Below are 16,465 nucleotides of genomic sequence, written 5' to 3'. Positions count from 1 at the left end.
CGTAGCGAACACCTGTTCGACATCCGGGCGCGACACGCCCGCTAGCGGCGCTCGGGCGGGATCTCGAAGCTCTCGCAGACGGCCTGCCAGATCTCCCTGACCGGCAGACCGGCGACCAGGGCCTGGTCGACCGTGCGGCCGCCGAGCACACCGAACACGTGGTCGCGGGCGATGGTGTCCGCGCGCTGGGCGCCGAACTCGTCGGCGAGGCGGGCGCGGAAGGCGGTGATGCGCATCGACGGGGAGTCTACGGGCCGGGCACAATCGGCGGTGTGCTCCTCTTCGCCATCGAATCCCCCTCGGCCACCGAGGAACTGTGGCTCAACATCGGCGTGATCGGGTCGCTGGTCGCCGCGGTCGTGGTCGGCCTGGTCGCCCTGCGGAATCGGCGGCGCTGAGGCTCAGGTACCCGGTTGGACGTTGCCCGCGAAGAAGTCGGCCATCGCGTCGGGGGTGAAGCTGTCGGCGTCACGGGTAGCCGTCTTCGACAGCCAGCCGAGCAGCGGCCGGTCCGCGACGGTGAACACCAGCACGCCGCTGCCCCCGCGCACGCCCGCGCGGAACCGGCCCGCCAGGCCGTTGCCGCGCCACTCGGCCACCACGTGGTCGCCCTCGGTCTGCTCGCCCAACTCGGACTCCATGATCCGCTTGGCCTCGTCGAGCGACGACACGTGCGCGTAGTCGACCCGGTAGGACTCGGACAGCGTGCAACGGACGTCGGCATAGGACTCGGCGTCGGCGGGCACGCAGCGGTTGCCGTCCGGCACGGCCCCCGCGAGCTGGCGCAGGCACTCGGAGAACCCCGTGCCGTCCTTGGCGCCCTCCGTCTGGCACGCCTGCGCTGTCGGCAGATCGGTGGGCGTCCTGAACAGGAAAATCCCGCCGACCACGGCCAACGCGACGACGACCAGCGCGGCCACCGCGAGCAGCACCCGGGAGCCTGCCCGCTGCCGAGGCGGCGTCGGGAAGTGGGAAGCCATCGGCTGGTAGGCAGGCGCCGGAAACCCGCCAGTGGCCGGGTAACCCCGGCTCGGGAACCCGCCGCTGGGGAAGCCGCCGGTCGGCGGGCCGATGTCGGCCGTGCGCATGCCGTCCCGCGGCACCTGGTGCGCGCCGAGCGCGACCGCGGTCTCCGGCTGGTCCAGGCTGGTCGGCACCACCCGAAGCTGCTCGGCGATCAGGGTCGCGACCAGCGGAATCCGGCTCGACCCGCCGACCAGGTAGATGCCGACCAGCCGGTCCGGCGACAGGCCGGTCGACCGCACGGTGCTCGCCAGCAGCTCGACGCTGCGCAGCAGGCTCGGCCGGATCAGCGCCGCCAACTCGGTGCGGGTGACCAGCACGTCGTCGAACGGTTCGGGCATCGGCACCTCGGTCTGCGGGTGTCGTGACAGGGCCTCCTTGGCCGCCTTCACGTCCTCCTGCAGCGCGCGGCGCGCGCGCCGGTCGCCGGTGGACTCCGGGCGCAGCAGCTTCTGCCAGCCCGCCGGGTCGCGGTGGGACACCTGGCGACCGACGTGCTCCAGCAGCGCCTGGTCGACGTCCAGGCCGCCGAGGTCGTGCAGGCCGTCCTCGGCAAGGACCGCGAACCCGCTCTGCGTGGCCGCGACGACGGCCACGTCGAACGTGCCTGCCCCCATGTCGTACACGGCGAGCGCCTGACCGGGCGCCAGGGTGCGGCCGAAGGAGGCGAAGTGCGCCGCCGCGGCGACGGGCTCGGGCACCAGGATCATCCTGGCGCCCAGCCCGGCCTGTCGGGCCGCGGACAGCAGCACGTTGCGGCGCACCGGCCCCCATTGCGCGGGATGGGTCAGCCGAACCTCGTCGAGCTGGGCGCCGCCGAGCTGGCGGGAGGTCTCTTCGGCTACCCGACGCAGGACAGCCGCGAACGCGTCGGTGACCGGGACGACGACGTCACCGAGCAGCAGCGTGCCGTCGTCCACCCGGCGCTTCGGGTTCGGCTCGAACCGCGACGGGTCCAGCCGCGCCCGCCGCTCGGCGTCGCGGCCGACGACCAGGGCGCGGTCGTCGTCGGCGAAGATCGCCGACGGCATCGTGGCGGCCCCGTCGACTTCGACAACCCGCGGCGGCAGACCGTGCGCCGACAGCACGGCGACAGTGTTCGACGTGCCAAGGTCGACGGACAGAACGCGCACCGTGCTCCCCTACTGCCGGGCTGATCCAGACCAGACTTCCACACCGGTCAGGACGCCGCGCCCGGCTTGACGTTGTCCTCGAAGTACTGGCCAGCGTCCAGGCTGTCGCCGCCGGCCACGCTGATCTTCAGCAGGAACCCGATCAGCGGCCGTTCGTCCACAGTGAACACGAGCATGCTGGTCCCGGTCAGGTCGATCATGTTGGTGTCCCCCGCGAGACCGCCGCTCTCCCAGCGGCCCTTCTCCGGGTCCTTGTTGGCGAACGACAGCATCGCGTCGACGTACTGCGGGACCTGGTCGGCGGCCGGGACCTGGTAGTACACCACCGTCCAGCCGTCCTTGGTGGTGCAGGTGGCCGCGGTAACCCCGGGCGTGGTCGGCGTGTCGATGTTCGCGATGCTGATGCCGGACTTGCACGAGCCGTCGGTGGCGACCGCGCCCGCGATGTCGCGCATGCACTGCGTCATCCCCTGGCTGTCGGCCTCCTGCCCGTCGCAGTCCGCGGCGAGGTCGCCGCCACTGCCGCCCGAGGTGGCGATGATGATGCTGACGATGCCGATAACCACGACGGCGACAGCGGCCGTGGCGAGGTACCACATCCGGTTCGAGTTCCCGGTGGGCGTCGGGCCGCCGCCGCCCGGCACCGCGTACCGCGGCACCGGGGGCCTGGTCTGCACGGGTGTCGGCGCGGACGGTGGACCTTGCGCGGGCGTCGGGCGCGACGGCGGCGGCGTGCGCTGCGGGTAGCCGCCCTGCTGGACCGGGATGCCGCCGGACTTCGGTCCCTGCGCGCCGAACCCGCTCGTGCGCGGCGGCGTGATCGTCCGGGTGCGCTGCACCGTCTCGATGGTGTTGCTCATGTCGCCCGTGCGCATCGTGATGCCCTCCTGGGGCACGTGGTGCGCGCCGAGGGCGACAGCGGTCTCGGGCTGGTCGAGGCTCGTCGGGACAACCCGGAGCTGCTCGGCTATCAGCGTCGCCACCAGCGGGATTCGACTCGACCCGCCGACCAGGTAGATGCCGACCAGCCGGTCCGGGGTCATGCCGGTCGAGCGGATGGTGGCGGCCAGCAGCTCCACGCTACGCAGCAGGCCCGGCCGAATCAGCGCCGCCAGCTCGACCCGGGTGACCAGCACGTCGTCGAACGGCTCGGGCAGCGGAACCTCGGTCTGTGGATGCCGCGACAGCGCTTCCTTGGACGCCTTGACGTCCTCGCGGAGCGCGCGCTGGGCGCGCCGGTCGCCGGTCGACTGCGGCCGCAGCAGCCGCTGCCAGCCCGCCGGGTCGCGGTGGGACACCTGGCGGCCGACGTGTTCGAGCAGGGCCTGGTCGACGTCGAGGCCGCCCAGGTCGGGCAGGCCCGCCTCGGCCAGCACGACGAAGCCGTTCTGGGTGGCGCCGACGATGGCCACGTCGAAGGTGCCCGCGCCCAGGTCGTACACGGCGAGCGCCTGACCGGAGGCCAGCGTCTGGCCGGGAAACGAGGCGAAGTGCGCGGCGGCGGCGACCGGTTCGGGCACCAGGACCAGGTTGGAACCCAGGCCGGCCTGTCGAGCGGCCGACAGCAGCACGTTGTGCCGGACGGGACCCCACTGCGCGGGGTGGGTAAGGCGGACCTCGTCGGGCTTGCGGTTGCCGAGCTGGCGGGAGGTCTCGTCGGCGACGCGCCGCAGCACGCCCGCGAGCGCGTCGGTGACGGGGACGACGGTGTCGCCGAGCAGCAGGGTGCCCTCGTCGACGCGGCGCTTGGGGTTGGGCTCGAACCGGGAGGGGTCCAGCCGCGCGCGGCGCTCGGCGTCACGGCCCACGACGAGCGTGCCGTCCTCGCCCGCGAACACCGCTGACGGCATCATGGACGCCCCGTCGACGTCGACCACCCGCGGCGGGCGGCCGTGCGAGGACAGCACGGCGACGGTGTTCGACGTGCCGAGATCCACCGACAGGACGTTCACTGCTCTCCCCTCATCGCAACCCGGTCCCCCATCTAGCCCCCCAGGGTTGTTGTCGCAGATATTCCCATGCCCGATACAGGCCATGGGCCCGGTCTCCCGGATCGCCACGGCCGAACGTCCACTGTGAACGTCGCCCGCGGCAGTTGTCCACAGCCCGCGCCGAGGGCCTGGCATTGTCGGTCCCCTCGGGTAAGCATTGACCCGTGACATCAGACGTGCTCGACCTGTTCACGCCGGCGACCAGACAGTGGTTCACCGGCGCGTTCGTCGCGCCCACCGCCGCCCAGACCGGGGCGTGGCGGGCCGCGGCGGCGGGCGAACACGCCTTGGTGGTCGCGCCGACGGGGTCGGGCAAGACGCTGGCCGCGTTCCTCTGGGCGCTCGACCGGCTGGCCGCCGAGGGCGTCCCGGGCGAGGTGACGCGGCGGTGCCGGGTGCTGTACGTGTCGCCGCTCAAGGCGCTCGCGGTCGACGTCCAGCGCAATCTGCGCGCCCCGCTGACGGGCATCCGGCAGGCCGCGCACCGGCTTGGCCTGCCCGAGCCGGACATCCGGGTCGGCATGCGTACCGGCGACACCCCGGCCGACGAGCGCCGCTCGTTCGCCCGGACGCCGCCGGACGTGCTGGTCACCACGCCCGAGTCGCTGTTCCTGCTGCTCACCTCGGCGGCCCGGGAGTCGCTGCGCGGGGTGGCGACGGTGATCGTGGACGAGGTGCACGCGGTCGCGGGTGCCAAGCGCGGGTCGCACCTCGCGCTGTCGCTGGAGCGGTTGGACGCGCTGCTCGACCGGCCCGCCCAGCGCATCGGGCTGTCGGCGACCGTGCGACCGGTGGACGAGGTCAGCGGGTTCCTCGGCGGCGGACGGCCGGTCACGCTGGTGCAGCCCAAGATCGGCAAAACGGTGGAGATCCGGGTCGAGGTGCCGGTCGAGGACATGGCGAGCCTGGTGGAGCAGCCCGCGCACGGCGACGGCGGCGGCGAGCCGGTGCAGGCGTCGATCTGGCCGAAGGTGGAGCGCCGGGTGCTCGACCTGGTGCGTGCACACCGCTCGACGATCGTGTTCGCCAACTCGCGGCGGCTGGCCGAGCGGATGACGGCCCGGCTCAACGAGCTGGCCGACGAGGAGACCCAGCCGCTCGACCGGTTCCCGGCCGAGGCGATCGGCCAGTCCGGGCTGACCACGGGGGCGGCGCCGGTGGTCGCGCGGGCCCACCACGGGTCCATGTCGCGCGAGCAGCGCACGCTGGTGGAGGAGGACCTCAAGTCCGGCAGGCTGGCGTGCGTGGTGGCCACGTCGTCCCTGGAGCTGGGCATCGACATGGGCGCGGTCGACCTGGTGGTGCAGGTCGAGGCGCCGCCGACGGTGGCCTCCGGGCTACAGCGCGTCGGCCGCGCCGGGCACCAGGTGGGCGCGGTGTCGCGCGGGGTGATGTTCCCGAAGTTCCGGGGCGACCTGGTGTCCTGCGCGGTTGTCGCCGAGCGGATGGCGCTGGGCGCGATCGAGGCCGTTCGCTATCCGCGCAACCCGCTCGACGTGCTGGCCCAGCACATCGTGGCGATGGTGGCGTTGGAGCCGTGGACGGTCGAGGAACTGTCGACGCTGGTGCGGCGGGCCGCGCCGTTCGCGTCGCTGCCCGACTCGGCGCTGTACTCGGTGCTCGACATGCTGGCCGGGCGCTATCCGAGCGAGGAGTTCGGTGAGCTGCGGCCGCGCGTCACCTGGGACCGGGTGTCGGGCGAGCTGCGCGGGCGCCCGGGCGCCCAGCGGCTCGCGGTCACCTCCGGCGGCACGATCCCCGACCGGGGGCTGTTCACCGTGATGACCCCGCCGGACGAGCGCGGCGCCGGGTCGCGGGTGGGCGAGCTGGACGAGGAGATGGTCTACGAGTCGCGGGTCGGCGATACTTTCCTGCTCGGCACGTCGTCCTGGCGGGTGCAGGACATCACCAACGATCGGGTGATCGTCACGCCCGCTCCCGGCCAGCCCGCGCGGATGCCGTTCTGGAAGGGCGACGCGCCGGGGCGCCCGCTCGAACTCGGTCGGGCGCTGGGCGCGTTCCTGCGCGAACTGTCCGCTATGGACGGTCCGGCGGCGCGCGAGCGGGCGGGCCGCGCGGGCCTCAACGAGTGGGCGATAGACAACCTGTTGGCCTACCTGGCCGAGCAGCGCGAGGCGACCCGCCACGTGCCCGACGACCGGACGATCCTGGTCGAGCGGTTCCGCGACGAACTGGGCGACTGGCGGCTGGTCGTGCACTCCCCGTTCGGCGCGCAGGTCAACGCCCCGTGGGCGCTGGCCATCGGGGCCCGGCTGCGCGAGCGGCGCGGGGTGGAGGCGCAGATCGCGCACTCCGACGACGGCATCGTCGTGCGGCTGCCCGACGCGGTGGACGACTCGGGGCAGGAGGTCGTGGCGGGCGCCGAGGACGTGGTGCTCGACCCGGACGAGGTCGAGCAGATCGTGGTGGCGGAGGTGGGCGGCTCGGCGCTGTTCGCGGCCAGGTTCCGCGAGTGCGCGGCGCGGTCGCTGCTGCTGCCCCGGCGCGATCCCCGGCGGCGGACACCGCTGTGGCAGCAGCGGCAGCGGTCGGCGCAGTTGCTGTCGGTCGCGGCGAAGTACGAGCGGTTCCCGGTCGTGCTGGAGGCGATGCGGGAGTGCCTGCAGGACGTCTACGACGTGGCCGGGCTGCGCGAGCTGATGTCCGACGTGCGCGGTCGGCGGGTGCGGGTGGTCGAGGTCGAGACCCGGTCGGCGTCGCCGTTCGCGCGGAGCCTGCTGTTCGGCTATGTCGGCATGTTCCTCTACGGCGTCGACGTGCCGCTGGCCGAGCGGCGCGCGGCGGCGCTGTCGCTGGACAGCGCGCTGCTCGCCGAACTGCTGGGCTCGGAGGCCATCCGCGAGCTGCTCGATGTCGACGTGCTCGCCGAGGTCGAGCGGTCGCTGCAACGGCTCGCCCCGGACCGGCACGCCCGCCACCTCGAGGACGCCGCCGACCTGCTGCGCTTCCTGGGCGACCTGTCCGTCGAGGAGGCCGGGGCGCGCGGAGTGCGGCCGGAGTGGTTGGCCGAGCTGGAGTCGACCCGGCGGGCGATCCGGGTGCGCATCGCGGGCGACGAGCGCTACCTCGCGATCGAGGACGCGGGCCGGGTCCGCGACGCGCTGGGCACGGCGCTGCCGGTGGGCGTCCCGGAGGCGTTCACCGAGCCGGTGTCCGATCCGCTGGGAGACCTGCTCTCCCGGTTCGCCCGGACCCACGGACCGTTCCCGGCCGCCGAGGCCGCCGCGCGGTTCGGCCTGGGCACCTCGGTGGTCACCGGCGTGCTGGAACGGTTGGCGGGCACCGGAAGGCTGGTGCGCGGCGAGCTGCGGCCGGGCGGTACGCACACCGAGTACTGCGACGCCGAGGTGCTGCGCCGGTTGCGGCGCACGTCGCTGGCGCGGCTGAGGGCCGAGGTGGAGCCCGTCGAGCCTGCCGCGCTCGGGCGCTTTCTGCCGAGCTGGCACGGCATCGGCCGCAGACTGCGGTCGGCGCCCACCGCCGACGACGTGTTGTCTGTCGTGGAGCAGTTGGCCGGTGCCCCGCTGCCCGCGAGTGCCCTGGAATCGCTGATCCTGCCGTCGCGGCTGCCGGGCTACTCCCCCGCCCTGCTCGACGAGCTGACCACGGCCGGTGAGGTCACTTGGTGCGGCAGCGGTGCCCTGGCCGGTGGCGACGGCTGGATCGCGCTGGCCCCGACCGACGTGGCCGACCTGCTGCTGCCCGAGGTCGAGGAAGCGGTGCCGGACACACCGCTGCACGCGGCCGTACTGTCCGCTTTGGACGGTGGGGCGCTGTTCTTCCGGCAGGTGGCCGACCGCGCGGCCGCCGTCCTGCTCGACGGCGGCGCGGAGGCCCCGGGCGACCCGGACGTGATCGCCGCGCTGTGGGACCTGGTGTGGGGCGGGCTGGTCACCAACGACACCATCGCCCCGCTGCGCGCCCTGGTGTCCGGCAAGGGAGCCGCGCACAAACCGCGCCGGAGCGCGCCCCGCGGCCGGTACGCGCGGCTGCGGACGGCCCGCCCCGCGATGCCGAGCCGCACCGGGCCACCGACAGTCGGCGGCCGGTGGTCGCTGGCGCAGCCGCGCGAGCCGGACGCCACCCGCCGCGCGCACGCCCGCGCGGAGGCGTTCCTCGAACGGCACGGCGTGCTGACCCGCGGCGCACTCGACACGGAGCGGGTGACCGGCGGATTCAGCGGTGTCTACAAGGTGTTGCGGGCCATGGAGGAGTCCGGCCAGATCATCCGCGGCTATGTGGTGGAGGGCCTCGGCGCGTCCCAGTTCGCGGCCCGCGGCGCGGTCGACCGGTTGCGCGCACTGTCCCGTTCGGACGCGGGCGAACGAGCGTCCCCTGGCGAGGCTCCCCCCGCCATCGTGCTGGCCGCCGCCGACCCGGCCCAGCCCTACGGCGCCGCCCTCGACTGGCCGAACCCGATCGGCGACGGCAAACACCGCCCCGCGCGCAAGGCGGGCGCCCTGGCCGTCCTGGTCGACGGCGTCCCCGCGCTCTACGTCGAACGCGGCGGCCGGTCCCTGCTGTCCTTCACCGAGGAGGAGCCCGCACTCCGCGCCGCCGCCGAGGCCCTGTCCCGCGCCGTCCGCGAAGGCTGGCTGGGTCAGCTCTCCCTACAGAAGGCGGACGGCGAGACGGCCCTCACCTCCGCCCTGGCCACCCCCCTGCGCGACGCGGGCTTCCGCGCCACCCCGAAAGGACTCCGCCTACGCGCCTGACTCCACTATGGACAAATCAACACGTGGACGAGCAACGCCACAACGCCGAGGCAGTCAGCGGGACGTGAGGACGCAGAACTCGTTGCCCTCGGGGTCCGCGAGCACCACCCACTGGACGCCGACCTGGCCGATGTCGTTGGGACGCGCGCCGAGGGCACACAGGCGATCCACCTCGGCCTGCTGGTCTTCACCCGGGTAGGCGGCGACGTCGAGGTGAACGCGGTGCTTGACGACCTTCGGCTCGTCGAGGCGGAGAAACTCCAGCCAGGGCCCACGACCACCGGCGGCGCGCAGCGAGGCGAAGTCCGGCGTGTCGCGCACCACGCGCCACCCGGTCGCGGCCGCCCAGAACGTGGCAAGCGCACCGGGGGCCCGCGAGTCGACCACGATCGCGGCGATCGCACCGGAGTCGGCGTACTCCGGGCGGGGTTCGAGGACGCAGAACTCGTTGCCCTCCGGGTCGGCCAACACCACCCACGGCACCGCACCCTGCCCGATGTCCAGCCGCGTCGCGCCCAGCGACAGCGCGCGGGCCACAGTGGCGTCCTGAGCAGCCGCCGACCTGCTGGACAGATCGAGGTGCAGCCGGTTCTTCACCGTCTTCGGCACGGACACCGGCACGAACACCAGGTCCATGTCCCACCCGTCCACCTCAGGCGCCTGAACGTCGACCTCTTCGTCGTTCTCCAGACTGATCCGCCAGCCGAGCAGGTCTGCCCAGAACCGGGCGAGTGCGGCCGGTTCGGCGGCGTCCACGACGACATTGACCATGCGGGTGGGCATGGTCCGACGCTAAACCACCCTCGGTCAGGTGCGGACGTGGGCCGGGAGGACGCGGAACTCGTTGCCTTCCGGGTCGGTGAGGAGAGCGGCCGGGCCAGGACCGTCCGGTCGGCGGCGAGCCCCCATGGCGAGCAGCCAGTTCACCGCGTCGTCGCCGTCGCTGTCGATGGGGGCGATGTCGAAGCGGATCCGGTTCGTGCCGCGCTTGGGGTCGTCGACGCGCAGGAACTCGATCCACGGGCCGCTGGTCTCGGCGGTGCGCAGGGCGGCCGAGTGCTCGTCCACGTGCTGCTGCGGCCATCCGGTGGCGGCGCCCCAGAACGCCGCCATCCCCGCCGGATCGGCCGAGTCGACCACCAGCGCGGCGAGCGGGCCGGTGCGGTCGTAGAGATCGCGGGGTTCGAGGACGCAGAACTCGTTGCCCTCGGGGTCCTTGAACACCGTCCACGGCACGCCCGGCCCCTGGCCGACGTTGACCGGCCGCGCGCCCAGGTCGGCGGCGAGGGTGGTGAGCACCTGGTACTCGTGCGCGCTCTCGGTCGCCAGGTCGACGTGGATGCGGTTCTTGACGATCTTGGTGCCCTGCGCGGGCACGAAGACCAGATCGATGCCGCACCCACCGACCTCCGGCGCCACCAGCCGGTGCCCGCCGTCGCGCTCCGGGGCCGCGGTCCCGCCGAGCATGATGTACCAGAACCGGGCGGTGACAGCCGGGTCCGCTGCTTCGATCACGACGCTCGCCAGGCGGGTGGACATAGCGGACACGGTAGTCCCGTTCGAAACAAGGCTGCCGCAAACCTCCCCCACCTGCGGTTCTTCCGGTCAGCGGGTGGCGAGGCGGAGCAGGGCCCAGAGTTGGGCCACCGCGTCGTAGTCGCCGTCGCTGGTCACCGTCGAGTCGAAGACGGCTCGACGGCCCCAGAGCCAGAGGTAGAGGTCCGCGGGTTCGGCGGTGACCACGGCGTCGGCGGCGGCGACGTCGGACTCGGTGGCGTCGGCGGCGGAGGTGCGGTCGGTGCTGACGGTGGCGAGCCAGGTGCGGTCGGCGGTGCGGACGGCGACCGTGGCGTGCCGGGTGCCGGAGACGCCGAGGGCGGCCAGGCGGTGGGTGAACCACAGGTGCAGCGCCTCGTCCACGCCGTCCACGGCGACATCGGTCGGCACGGCGTCGACGATCGGGCCCGTCGCGCTCTGCACGTCGACACGGTGGACGGTGGTCTCGTGGGCCATGCGCCTGCGCCAGAAGCCGTACTCCCGCAGGTGCGGGTGCCAGGTGGGGCACGGCTCGGCCGGGTGGTGGGCGGCCAGCTCGCCGAGCAGCGACCGCAGGCCGTCGCGGAGGTAGTCCTCCACCGATTCGCCGTCGACGGGTTGGCGCTGCCAGCGGGTCGGGCGCTCGCCCGCGCGGATCCACGACAGCACCATCCGGTAGACGCTGCCGAGGTGGCGGACCGTCTCCCCCAGGGTGAGGCCGGGGCAGCCGGGGACCGGCCGGTCGTGGTCGCCCTCCTCGGCCGACGCCGCGAGCCGGGTGCCCTCGACCTCCAGGACGTCGAGCAGGCGGTCGGGATCGAGGGTGGCGGTCATCGGCGGACGCCGTGGACGGCTCGGTGGACCAGGTCGATGAACTCGGCGGTCTGGCGGACCAGGTCGTCGGCCTGGCGCGGGCCGACCCGGCCGGTGATGCCCGCGACGACGGCGGCCCGAGTGGCCGAGCACGACGCGAAGAACGCCGCCCACTCGCGCATCTCCGGCGCGACGGACGACAGCAGCGTCCACACGCTGGTCGGCTTGGCCCGGCCGCGGTGCGGGCGGCCACGGGTGGCCAACAGCGCCGCCGCCGCGCGCAGGGCACACAGGTACGCGTCGGCGAAGCGGTGGGCGGGATCGGGTTCGTGACAGGCGGCCGAGAGCCCGTGTTCGGCCTGAGCGAGCAGGCCCAACGCGGACGCCGGGACAGCCGGGGTGACTGGGAAGTCCAGGGTGCTGGTCATCGTGGCCTCCTCGCTGGGGTGGGCCGCCACGGATGGTGGCGGCTACGCCGAGGGGAAGCCGGCGGCGCCCGGTGGTGAGGCGCTTCCCCCGCCCCACCACCGGACATGCTCGAACATGTGTTCGAACAAGGTCAGCGTAACCCGCGAGCAGGCGAGCTTCAAGCGGCCTTGGGGGTGAGCTGTGGAGCGCAGGTCAGGGGTGGTGTGATGGAGCAGTGAGCGAGCTTGCGAGCGAACCATCGACACAGGGCGTCCGCGAGCGGCGCCCCGGAGCCTGCGAGGGGGCGTCGTGAGCACACTCGACCATCCAGCGGTGAGCAAGCTGGCCGTGATGCTGCGGGAAGCCGGGATGCACCAGTCCGCCGACGGGATCCGCATCCTGGCCGACGACGTGCGCACCGCCGCCCTGGCCGCGGCCGCGCTCGGCGTCGACGTCGGCGCGATAGCCAACAGCCTGGTGTTCAAGGCCCGCCACGGCACCGAGGACCGCCCGCTGCTCGCGCTGACCTCGGGCGCGCACCGGGCCGACACCGGGGTGCTGGCCGCGCTGGTCGGCGCCGACGAGGTGGGCCGCGCCGATCCGGCGTTCGTGCGCGCGCACACCGGGCAGTCCATCGGCGGCGTCGCCCCGGTCGGTCACCCGGCGCCCCTGCGCACCCTGGTCGACCGGCACCTCGCGCGCTATGACGTGGTGTGGGCGGCGGCGGGTCACCCGAAGTCGGTGTTCCCGATCGCCTACGCCGATCTGGTGACCCTGACCGGGGGCATGGCTGCGAATGTGTCCGGTGAAGAGGATGATCCCTCCTCGTGACCGCCGCTCCCTCCCCCCGTGTGCACCGGTTCGCCGACCTCACCGCCGACGAACTGCGGCCCCGGCTGCGCGAGGCGCTGGAGCTCTACGTCACGGCGATGCGCTACCCGAAGGGCACCGCCGAGCAGCGCGCCCCGATGTGGCTCGCGCACATGCTGCGTTCGGGCTGGCGCTGTGTGGCCGCGACGGACGACGACAACCGCATGGTCGGCGTCGCCTACGGCTATCACGGCGCGCCGGGCCAGTGGTGGCACGAACAGGTCCGTCGCGGCGTCACCGAGCTCAACGGCCCCGCGTCGGCCGAGGCGTGGCTGGGCGACTACTTCGAGCTGACCGAGCTGCATGTGCACCCGGACAGCCAGGGCCGCGGCACCGGCGAGGAGCTGGTGCGCAGGCTCGTCTCGGGCACCGACAGCCCGCGTGTGCTGCTGTCGACCCCGGAGGGGCCGTCGCGGGCGTGGCGGCTCTACCGCAGGCTCGAATTCGCCGACGTGCTGCGGCACTACCAGTTCGCGGGCGACCCGCGGCCCTTCGGAGTGTTGGGCCGCGAGCTGCCGCTGGCCTCAGAACGCGGCTAGCCGCTCCCGCAGGGTGTCCAGGCCCATGCAGCCCATCTCCAGCGCCCGCTGGTGGAACGTCTTGAGTTCGAACGCGTCGCCCTGGCGGGCGCGGGTCTCGTCGCGGGCCTGCAGCCACAGTCGCTCACCGAGCTTGTACGTGGGCGCCTGGCCGGGCCAGCCCAGGTAGCGGTCGACCTCGTCCCGCACGAGCGCGGGGTCGGTGATGGTGCGGGTGAACAGGAACTCCAGCGCCAGCTCCGGGGTCCAGCGCTCGCCCTCGTGGAAACCGGTGCCCTTGGGGATCTCCAGCTTCAGGTGCATGCCGATGTCGATGATCACCCGCGCGGCCCGGAAGATGTGCGCGTCGAGCATGCCGAGCAGGTCGCCGTCGTCGTCGAGGTAGCCGAACTCGCGCATCAGCCGCTCGGCGTAGAGGGCCCAGCCCTCGCCGTAGGCGGGCACCCAGGCGAGCAGGCGCTGGAACTTGTTCAGGCTCGCCGCCTGGTACACGGCGGTCGCGATCTGCAGGTGGTGGCCGGGTACACCCTCGTGGTAGACGGTGGAGACCTCGCGCCAGGTGGAGAAGTCCTCGCGGTCGGCGGGCACCGACCACCACATGCGCCCCGGCCTGGTCCAGTCCTCGTTGGGGCCGGTGTAGTAGGCGCCGACGCTGCCGCCGGGCGGGGCGATCCGGCACTCCAGCCGCATCAGCTCGTCGGGGATGTCGAAGTGCTTGCCACGCAGGTCGGACAGGGCGCGGTCGGACAGGCCCTGCATCCACTCTTCCAGGGCGCGCTGACCCTGCAGGCGGTAGCGCGGGTCGTTGTCGAGGGCGGCGGCGGCCTCGGCGGGGGTGGCCCCGGGCGAGATCCGACCCGCGACCCGCACCAGCTCCGCGTCCAGGCGGGCGAACTCCGCCCAGCCCCACTCGTAGGCCTCGTGCAGGTCGAGTCGGGCGCCGGTGAACTCGCGCGACCAGAGCCGGTAGCGCTCCTCGCCTACCGCGTCCTCGACAGGCGCGTGGGCGGCCAACTCGCCGGTGAGGAAGTCGGCGAGGCCCGCGTACGCCTCGGCGGCGGCGGTGGCGCCCGCGTCGAGGTCGGCGCGCAGGGCGCCCTCGACCTTGGCGAACTCGGTGAAGGTGGCGAAGAACGACGGCCCGCCCTGGCGACCCGACCAGGTCTCGCACTGCTCGGCGACCCGGGTGACCTGGCGCAGCGCCGCCACGTGACCGCGTCCGGCGGCCGCGCGCAGCGACTCCTGGTAGCCCGCGAGCGCGGCAGGCACAGCGGCAAGCCGGGCCGCGACGACCGACCAGTCGTCAACCGTGTCGGTGGGCATGAGGTCGAACACCTGGCGGACGTCCTGCGGCGCGCTCGCGATCACGTTGAGCGGGCAGTCCTGCTCACCGGCCGCGTACAGCTCGGTCTGCAGGCCGATGCGCTCGATGAAGACGGCCTTGGCGTTGGCCTCGGACCGGTCGGCGGGTTCGGCGGTGCTCATCGCGGCCAGCGCGGCGGACGCGAGCGCGCCGCGCTGCGCCACGCCTGCCGGGGAGAGGTCCGGGAGCCGGTGGTCGTGGCCCGCGATCCCGACGTAGGTGGCGATGATCGGGTCCGCTGTCGCGAGGTCGTCGACGTAGGAGTCGCTGATCTTGTGCACGCCGCGGTGCTGCTGTGGGGCCGCCATGGGCCAGCACGTTACCGTTCGATCACCGTGGGTCGGCAAGTGATTTGCCGCCGCCGCCGGGCGGCGTGGACACGGCTGGCAGGATGACCCGGTGCACCAGGGCTTACGTGATGGACGTCACCGTTTCCGCAGGTGGACGGCGCTCGCCGGGTTGGCGCTGCTCACCGCGCTCAGCCTGGCCGGGTGCGTGCGGGTCCAGGCGGCGCTGGCGGTGTCGGAGAACGACCTGGTCTCCGGCCAGCTCGTCATCGCCTCGGTCGCCATCAAGCAGGAGGACACCGGGCCCGCGCTGAAGGTGCCGCCGGAACTCGCGGGCAAGGTGAAGACCGAGATCTACACGGCCGACGGCTACGTCGGGCAGACCGTGCGGTTCCAGGATCTGACCTTCCCCGAGGTCACCCTCCTTGGCGACGCGATCACCGTGGCCAAGCAGTACCGGCTCAGCTTCCGGCGCGCGGGCGACCTGGTGACGATGTCCGGCTCGGTCGACCTGAGCGAGCTGCCAGCCGACCGCGCGGACGTGCAGATCAAGATCGCCTTCCCGGGCACGGTGACCCGCACCAACGGCATCGATGACAACGGCACGGTGAGCTGGAAGCCCAAGCCGGGCGCCGTCACGGAGTTCAACGCGACCGTGCAGTACACGGACTCGTCGGGGGTGTCGTGGACGAAGTGGGTGACGATCGTGGGCGCGTCGGCGGTGGGCGTGGCGCTGATCGTGGTCATGCTCGCCCTGATCGCCCACCGCAGAAACCTCCGCCCGACCAACCCCGGCGGTTACTGACCACCCGACTGCCGAGATCAGGCGCGGGAGGGGACCAGGCCGAGGCGGCTCACCACCTCGCGGGTGGCCTTGGAGCGGTTGAACGTATAGAAGTGCAGGCCGGTCACGCCTTCGGCCATCAGCCGCTCACAGGTCTCCGTGACCAGGTCGATCCCCTCCGCGCGGAAGGCGGCGGGGTCGGCGGCGAGGTGGTCGAGGCGGGCGGCGATGCGGGCGGGTACGGGGGCGCCGGACAGCTCGACCGTCTTGCTCAGCACCCGGGGCGTGGTGAGCGGCATGACGCCGGGCAGCAGGACGGCGTCGCAGCCGCGGGCGGCCACGCGGTCGCGCAGGCGGAGGAAGTCGTCCGGTTCGAAGAAGAGCTGGGCGATGGCGAAGTCGGCGCCCGCGCGGAGTTTGCGCACCAGGTTGTCGGTGTCGAAGTCCAGGTCGGGCGAGCGCGGGTGACCGTAGGGGAACGCGGCGACGCCGACGCAGAAGTCGCCGAGTTCGCGGACGAGGCGGACCAGTTCGTCGGCGTAGTTGAGGCCCTGGGGGTGCGGCACCCAGTCGCCCATCGGGTCGCCGGGGGGGTCGCCGCGCAGGGCGAGGATGTTGCGGATGCCGAGCGCGGCGTACCAGCCGATGACGTTGCGCAGTTCGGCGACGGAGTGGTCGACGGCCGTCAGGTGGGCCATCGAGACGAGCGTCGTCTCGCGGGCTACGCGGCCGGTGGTGCGGATGGTGCGGTCGCGGCTGGACCCGCCCGCGCCGTAGGTGACCGACACGAAAGCCGGGTCGAGGCCCTCCAGCTCACGGATGGCGTTCCACAACCGCTGCTCGTCCTCGTGGTCCCGGGGCGGCATGAACTCGACCGAGAACACGGGCCTGCCGGTACGGATGCGCTGCACAACCGTCGTCATTGACCCAGGCTAGCGGGACGTCCGCGCGCTGAGAATGTGGTCCCAGCCTGCGGACGACG

At 73.1% G+C, this 16,465-nt stretch carries 14 protein-coding genes; 5 read left to right on the top strand and 9 right to left on the bottom strand.

Annotation, left to right across the window (positions count from 1 at the left end):
• Positions 1-41: 41 nt before the first annotated feature.
• Complete coding sequence (locus tag ACT4N7_RS08900) at positions 42-236, bottom strand: DUF3046 domain-containing protein (RefSeq protein ID WP_444828139.1); 195 nt, start codon at positions 234-236, stop codon at positions 42-44.
• A 36-nt stretch (positions 237-272) separates the two neighbouring features.
• Here ACT4N7_RS08900 and ACT4N7_RS08895 point away from each other — a divergent pair, with 36 nt between their 5' ends.
• Positions 273-398 (top strand): hypothetical protein, encoded by a 126-nt coding sequence (locus ACT4N7_RS08895; protein WP_444828138.1) that lies wholly within the window; start codon positions 273-275, stop codon positions 396-398.
• Positions 399-401: 3 nt separating this feature from the next.
• Here ACT4N7_RS08895 and ACT4N7_RS08890 read toward each other — a convergent pair whose 3' ends face one another.
• Positions 402-2,156, bottom strand: a complete 1,755-nt coding sequence (locus ACT4N7_RS08890) for an Hsp70 family protein (protein WP_444828137.1) — start codon at positions 2,154-2,156, stop codon at positions 402-404.
• Positions 2,157-2,203: 47 nt separating this feature from the next.
• Positions 2,204-4,108 carry an Hsp70 family protein gene (locus ACT4N7_RS08885; protein ID WP_444828136.1) on the bottom strand — a complete coding sequence of 635 codons (1,905 nt, stop codon included), beginning with the start codon at positions 4,106-4,108 and terminating at the stop codon, positions 2,204-2,206.
• 203 nt (positions 4,109-4,311) lie between these two features.
• Here ACT4N7_RS08885 and ACT4N7_RS08880 point away from each other — a divergent pair, with 203 nt between their 5' ends.
• Complete coding sequence (locus ACT4N7_RS08880) at positions 4,312-8,883, top strand: ATP-dependent helicase (protein ID WP_444828135.1); 4,572 nt, start codon at positions 4,312-4,314, stop codon at positions 8,881-8,883.
• A 54-nt stretch (positions 8,884-8,937) separates the two neighbouring features.
• Here ACT4N7_RS08880 and ACT4N7_RS08875 read toward each other — a convergent pair whose 3' ends face one another.
• From ACT4N7_RS08875 to ACT4N7_RS08860, 4 genes are all read right to left on the bottom strand, one after another.
• Positions 8,938-9,666 carry a VOC family protein gene (locus ACT4N7_RS08875; RefSeq protein WP_444828134.1) on the bottom strand — a complete coding sequence of 243 codons (729 nt, stop codon included), beginning with the start codon at positions 9,664-9,666 and terminating at the stop codon, positions 8,938-8,940.
• A 24-nt stretch (positions 9,667-9,690) separates the two neighbouring features.
• A complete protein-coding gene (locus tag ACT4N7_RS08870) occupies positions 9,691-10,422 on the bottom strand; it encodes a VOC family protein (RefSeq protein WP_444828133.1) in 732 nt (243 codons plus the stop codon).
• A 66-nt stretch (positions 10,423-10,488) separates the two neighbouring features.
• The gene (locus tag ACT4N7_RS08865) at positions 10,489-11,253 is read right to left on the bottom strand and encodes a maleylpyruvate isomerase N-terminal domain-containing protein (protein WP_444828132.1); all 765 of its coding nucleotides are present in this window, start codon (positions 11,251-11,253) and stop codon (positions 10,489-10,491) included.
• Positions 11,250-11,660 (bottom strand): SAV_6107 family HEPN domain-containing protein, encoded by a 411-nt coding sequence (locus tag ACT4N7_RS08860; protein ID WP_444828131.1) that lies wholly within the window; start codon positions 11,658-11,660, stop codon positions 11,250-11,252. The genes ACT4N7_RS08865 and ACT4N7_RS08860 overlap by 4 nt, the downstream gene beginning before the upstream one ends.
• Positions 11,661-11,949: 289 nt before the next feature.
• Here ACT4N7_RS08860 and ACT4N7_RS08855 point away from each other — a divergent pair, with 289 nt between their 5' ends.
• Together ACT4N7_RS08855 and ACT4N7_RS08850 are read left to right on the top strand one after the other, a co-directional pair.
• Entirely contained in the window at positions 11,950-12,471 is a 522-nt protein-coding gene (locus ACT4N7_RS08855) for a YbaK/EbsC family protein (protein WP_444828130.1), read from the top strand.
• Positions 12,468-13,049 (top strand): GNAT family N-acetyltransferase, encoded by a 582-nt coding sequence (locus ACT4N7_RS08850; RefSeq protein WP_444828129.1) that lies wholly within the window; start codon positions 12,468-12,470, stop codon positions 13,047-13,049. The genes ACT4N7_RS08855 and ACT4N7_RS08850 overlap by 4 nt, the downstream gene beginning before the upstream one ends.
• On the opposite strand, the gene ACT4N7_RS08845 is transcribed toward ACT4N7_RS08850, so the two are convergent.
• Positions 13,035-14,720, bottom strand: a complete 1,686-nt coding sequence (locus ACT4N7_RS08845) for a DUF885 domain-containing protein (protein WP_444828128.1) — start codon at positions 14,718-14,720, stop codon at positions 13,035-13,037. The two genes, ACT4N7_RS08850 and ACT4N7_RS08845, sit on opposite strands and share 15 nt — an antisense overlap.
• Positions 14,721-14,811: 91 nt before the next feature.
• Between ACT4N7_RS08845 and ACT4N7_RS08840 the strand changes: the two genes are divergently transcribed.
• Positions 14,812-15,504 (top strand): LppM family (lipo)protein, encoded by a 693-nt coding sequence (locus ACT4N7_RS08840; RefSeq protein WP_444828127.1) that lies wholly within the window; start codon positions 14,812-14,814, stop codon positions 15,502-15,504.
• A gap of 17 nt (positions 15,505-15,521) precedes the next feature.
• Here the strand turns inward: ACT4N7_RS08840 and metF are convergent, their stop codons facing one another.
• On the bottom strand, positions 15,522-16,406 hold the full coding sequence (gene metF, locus ACT4N7_RS08835) for a methylenetetrahydrofolate reductase [NAD(P)H] (protein ID WP_444828126.1): 885 nt from the start codon (positions 16,404-16,406) through the stop codon (positions 15,522-15,524).
• Positions 16,407-16,465: the final 59 nt, after the last annotated feature.

The sequence above is a fragment of the Actinokineospora sp. genome, assembly GCF_052390155.1.
Taxonomy (GTDB): Bacteria; Actinomycetota; Actinomycetes; order Mycobacteriales; family Pseudonocardiaceae; genus Actinokineospora.
This window is presented reverse-complemented; position numbering and strand designations above follow the sequence as displayed.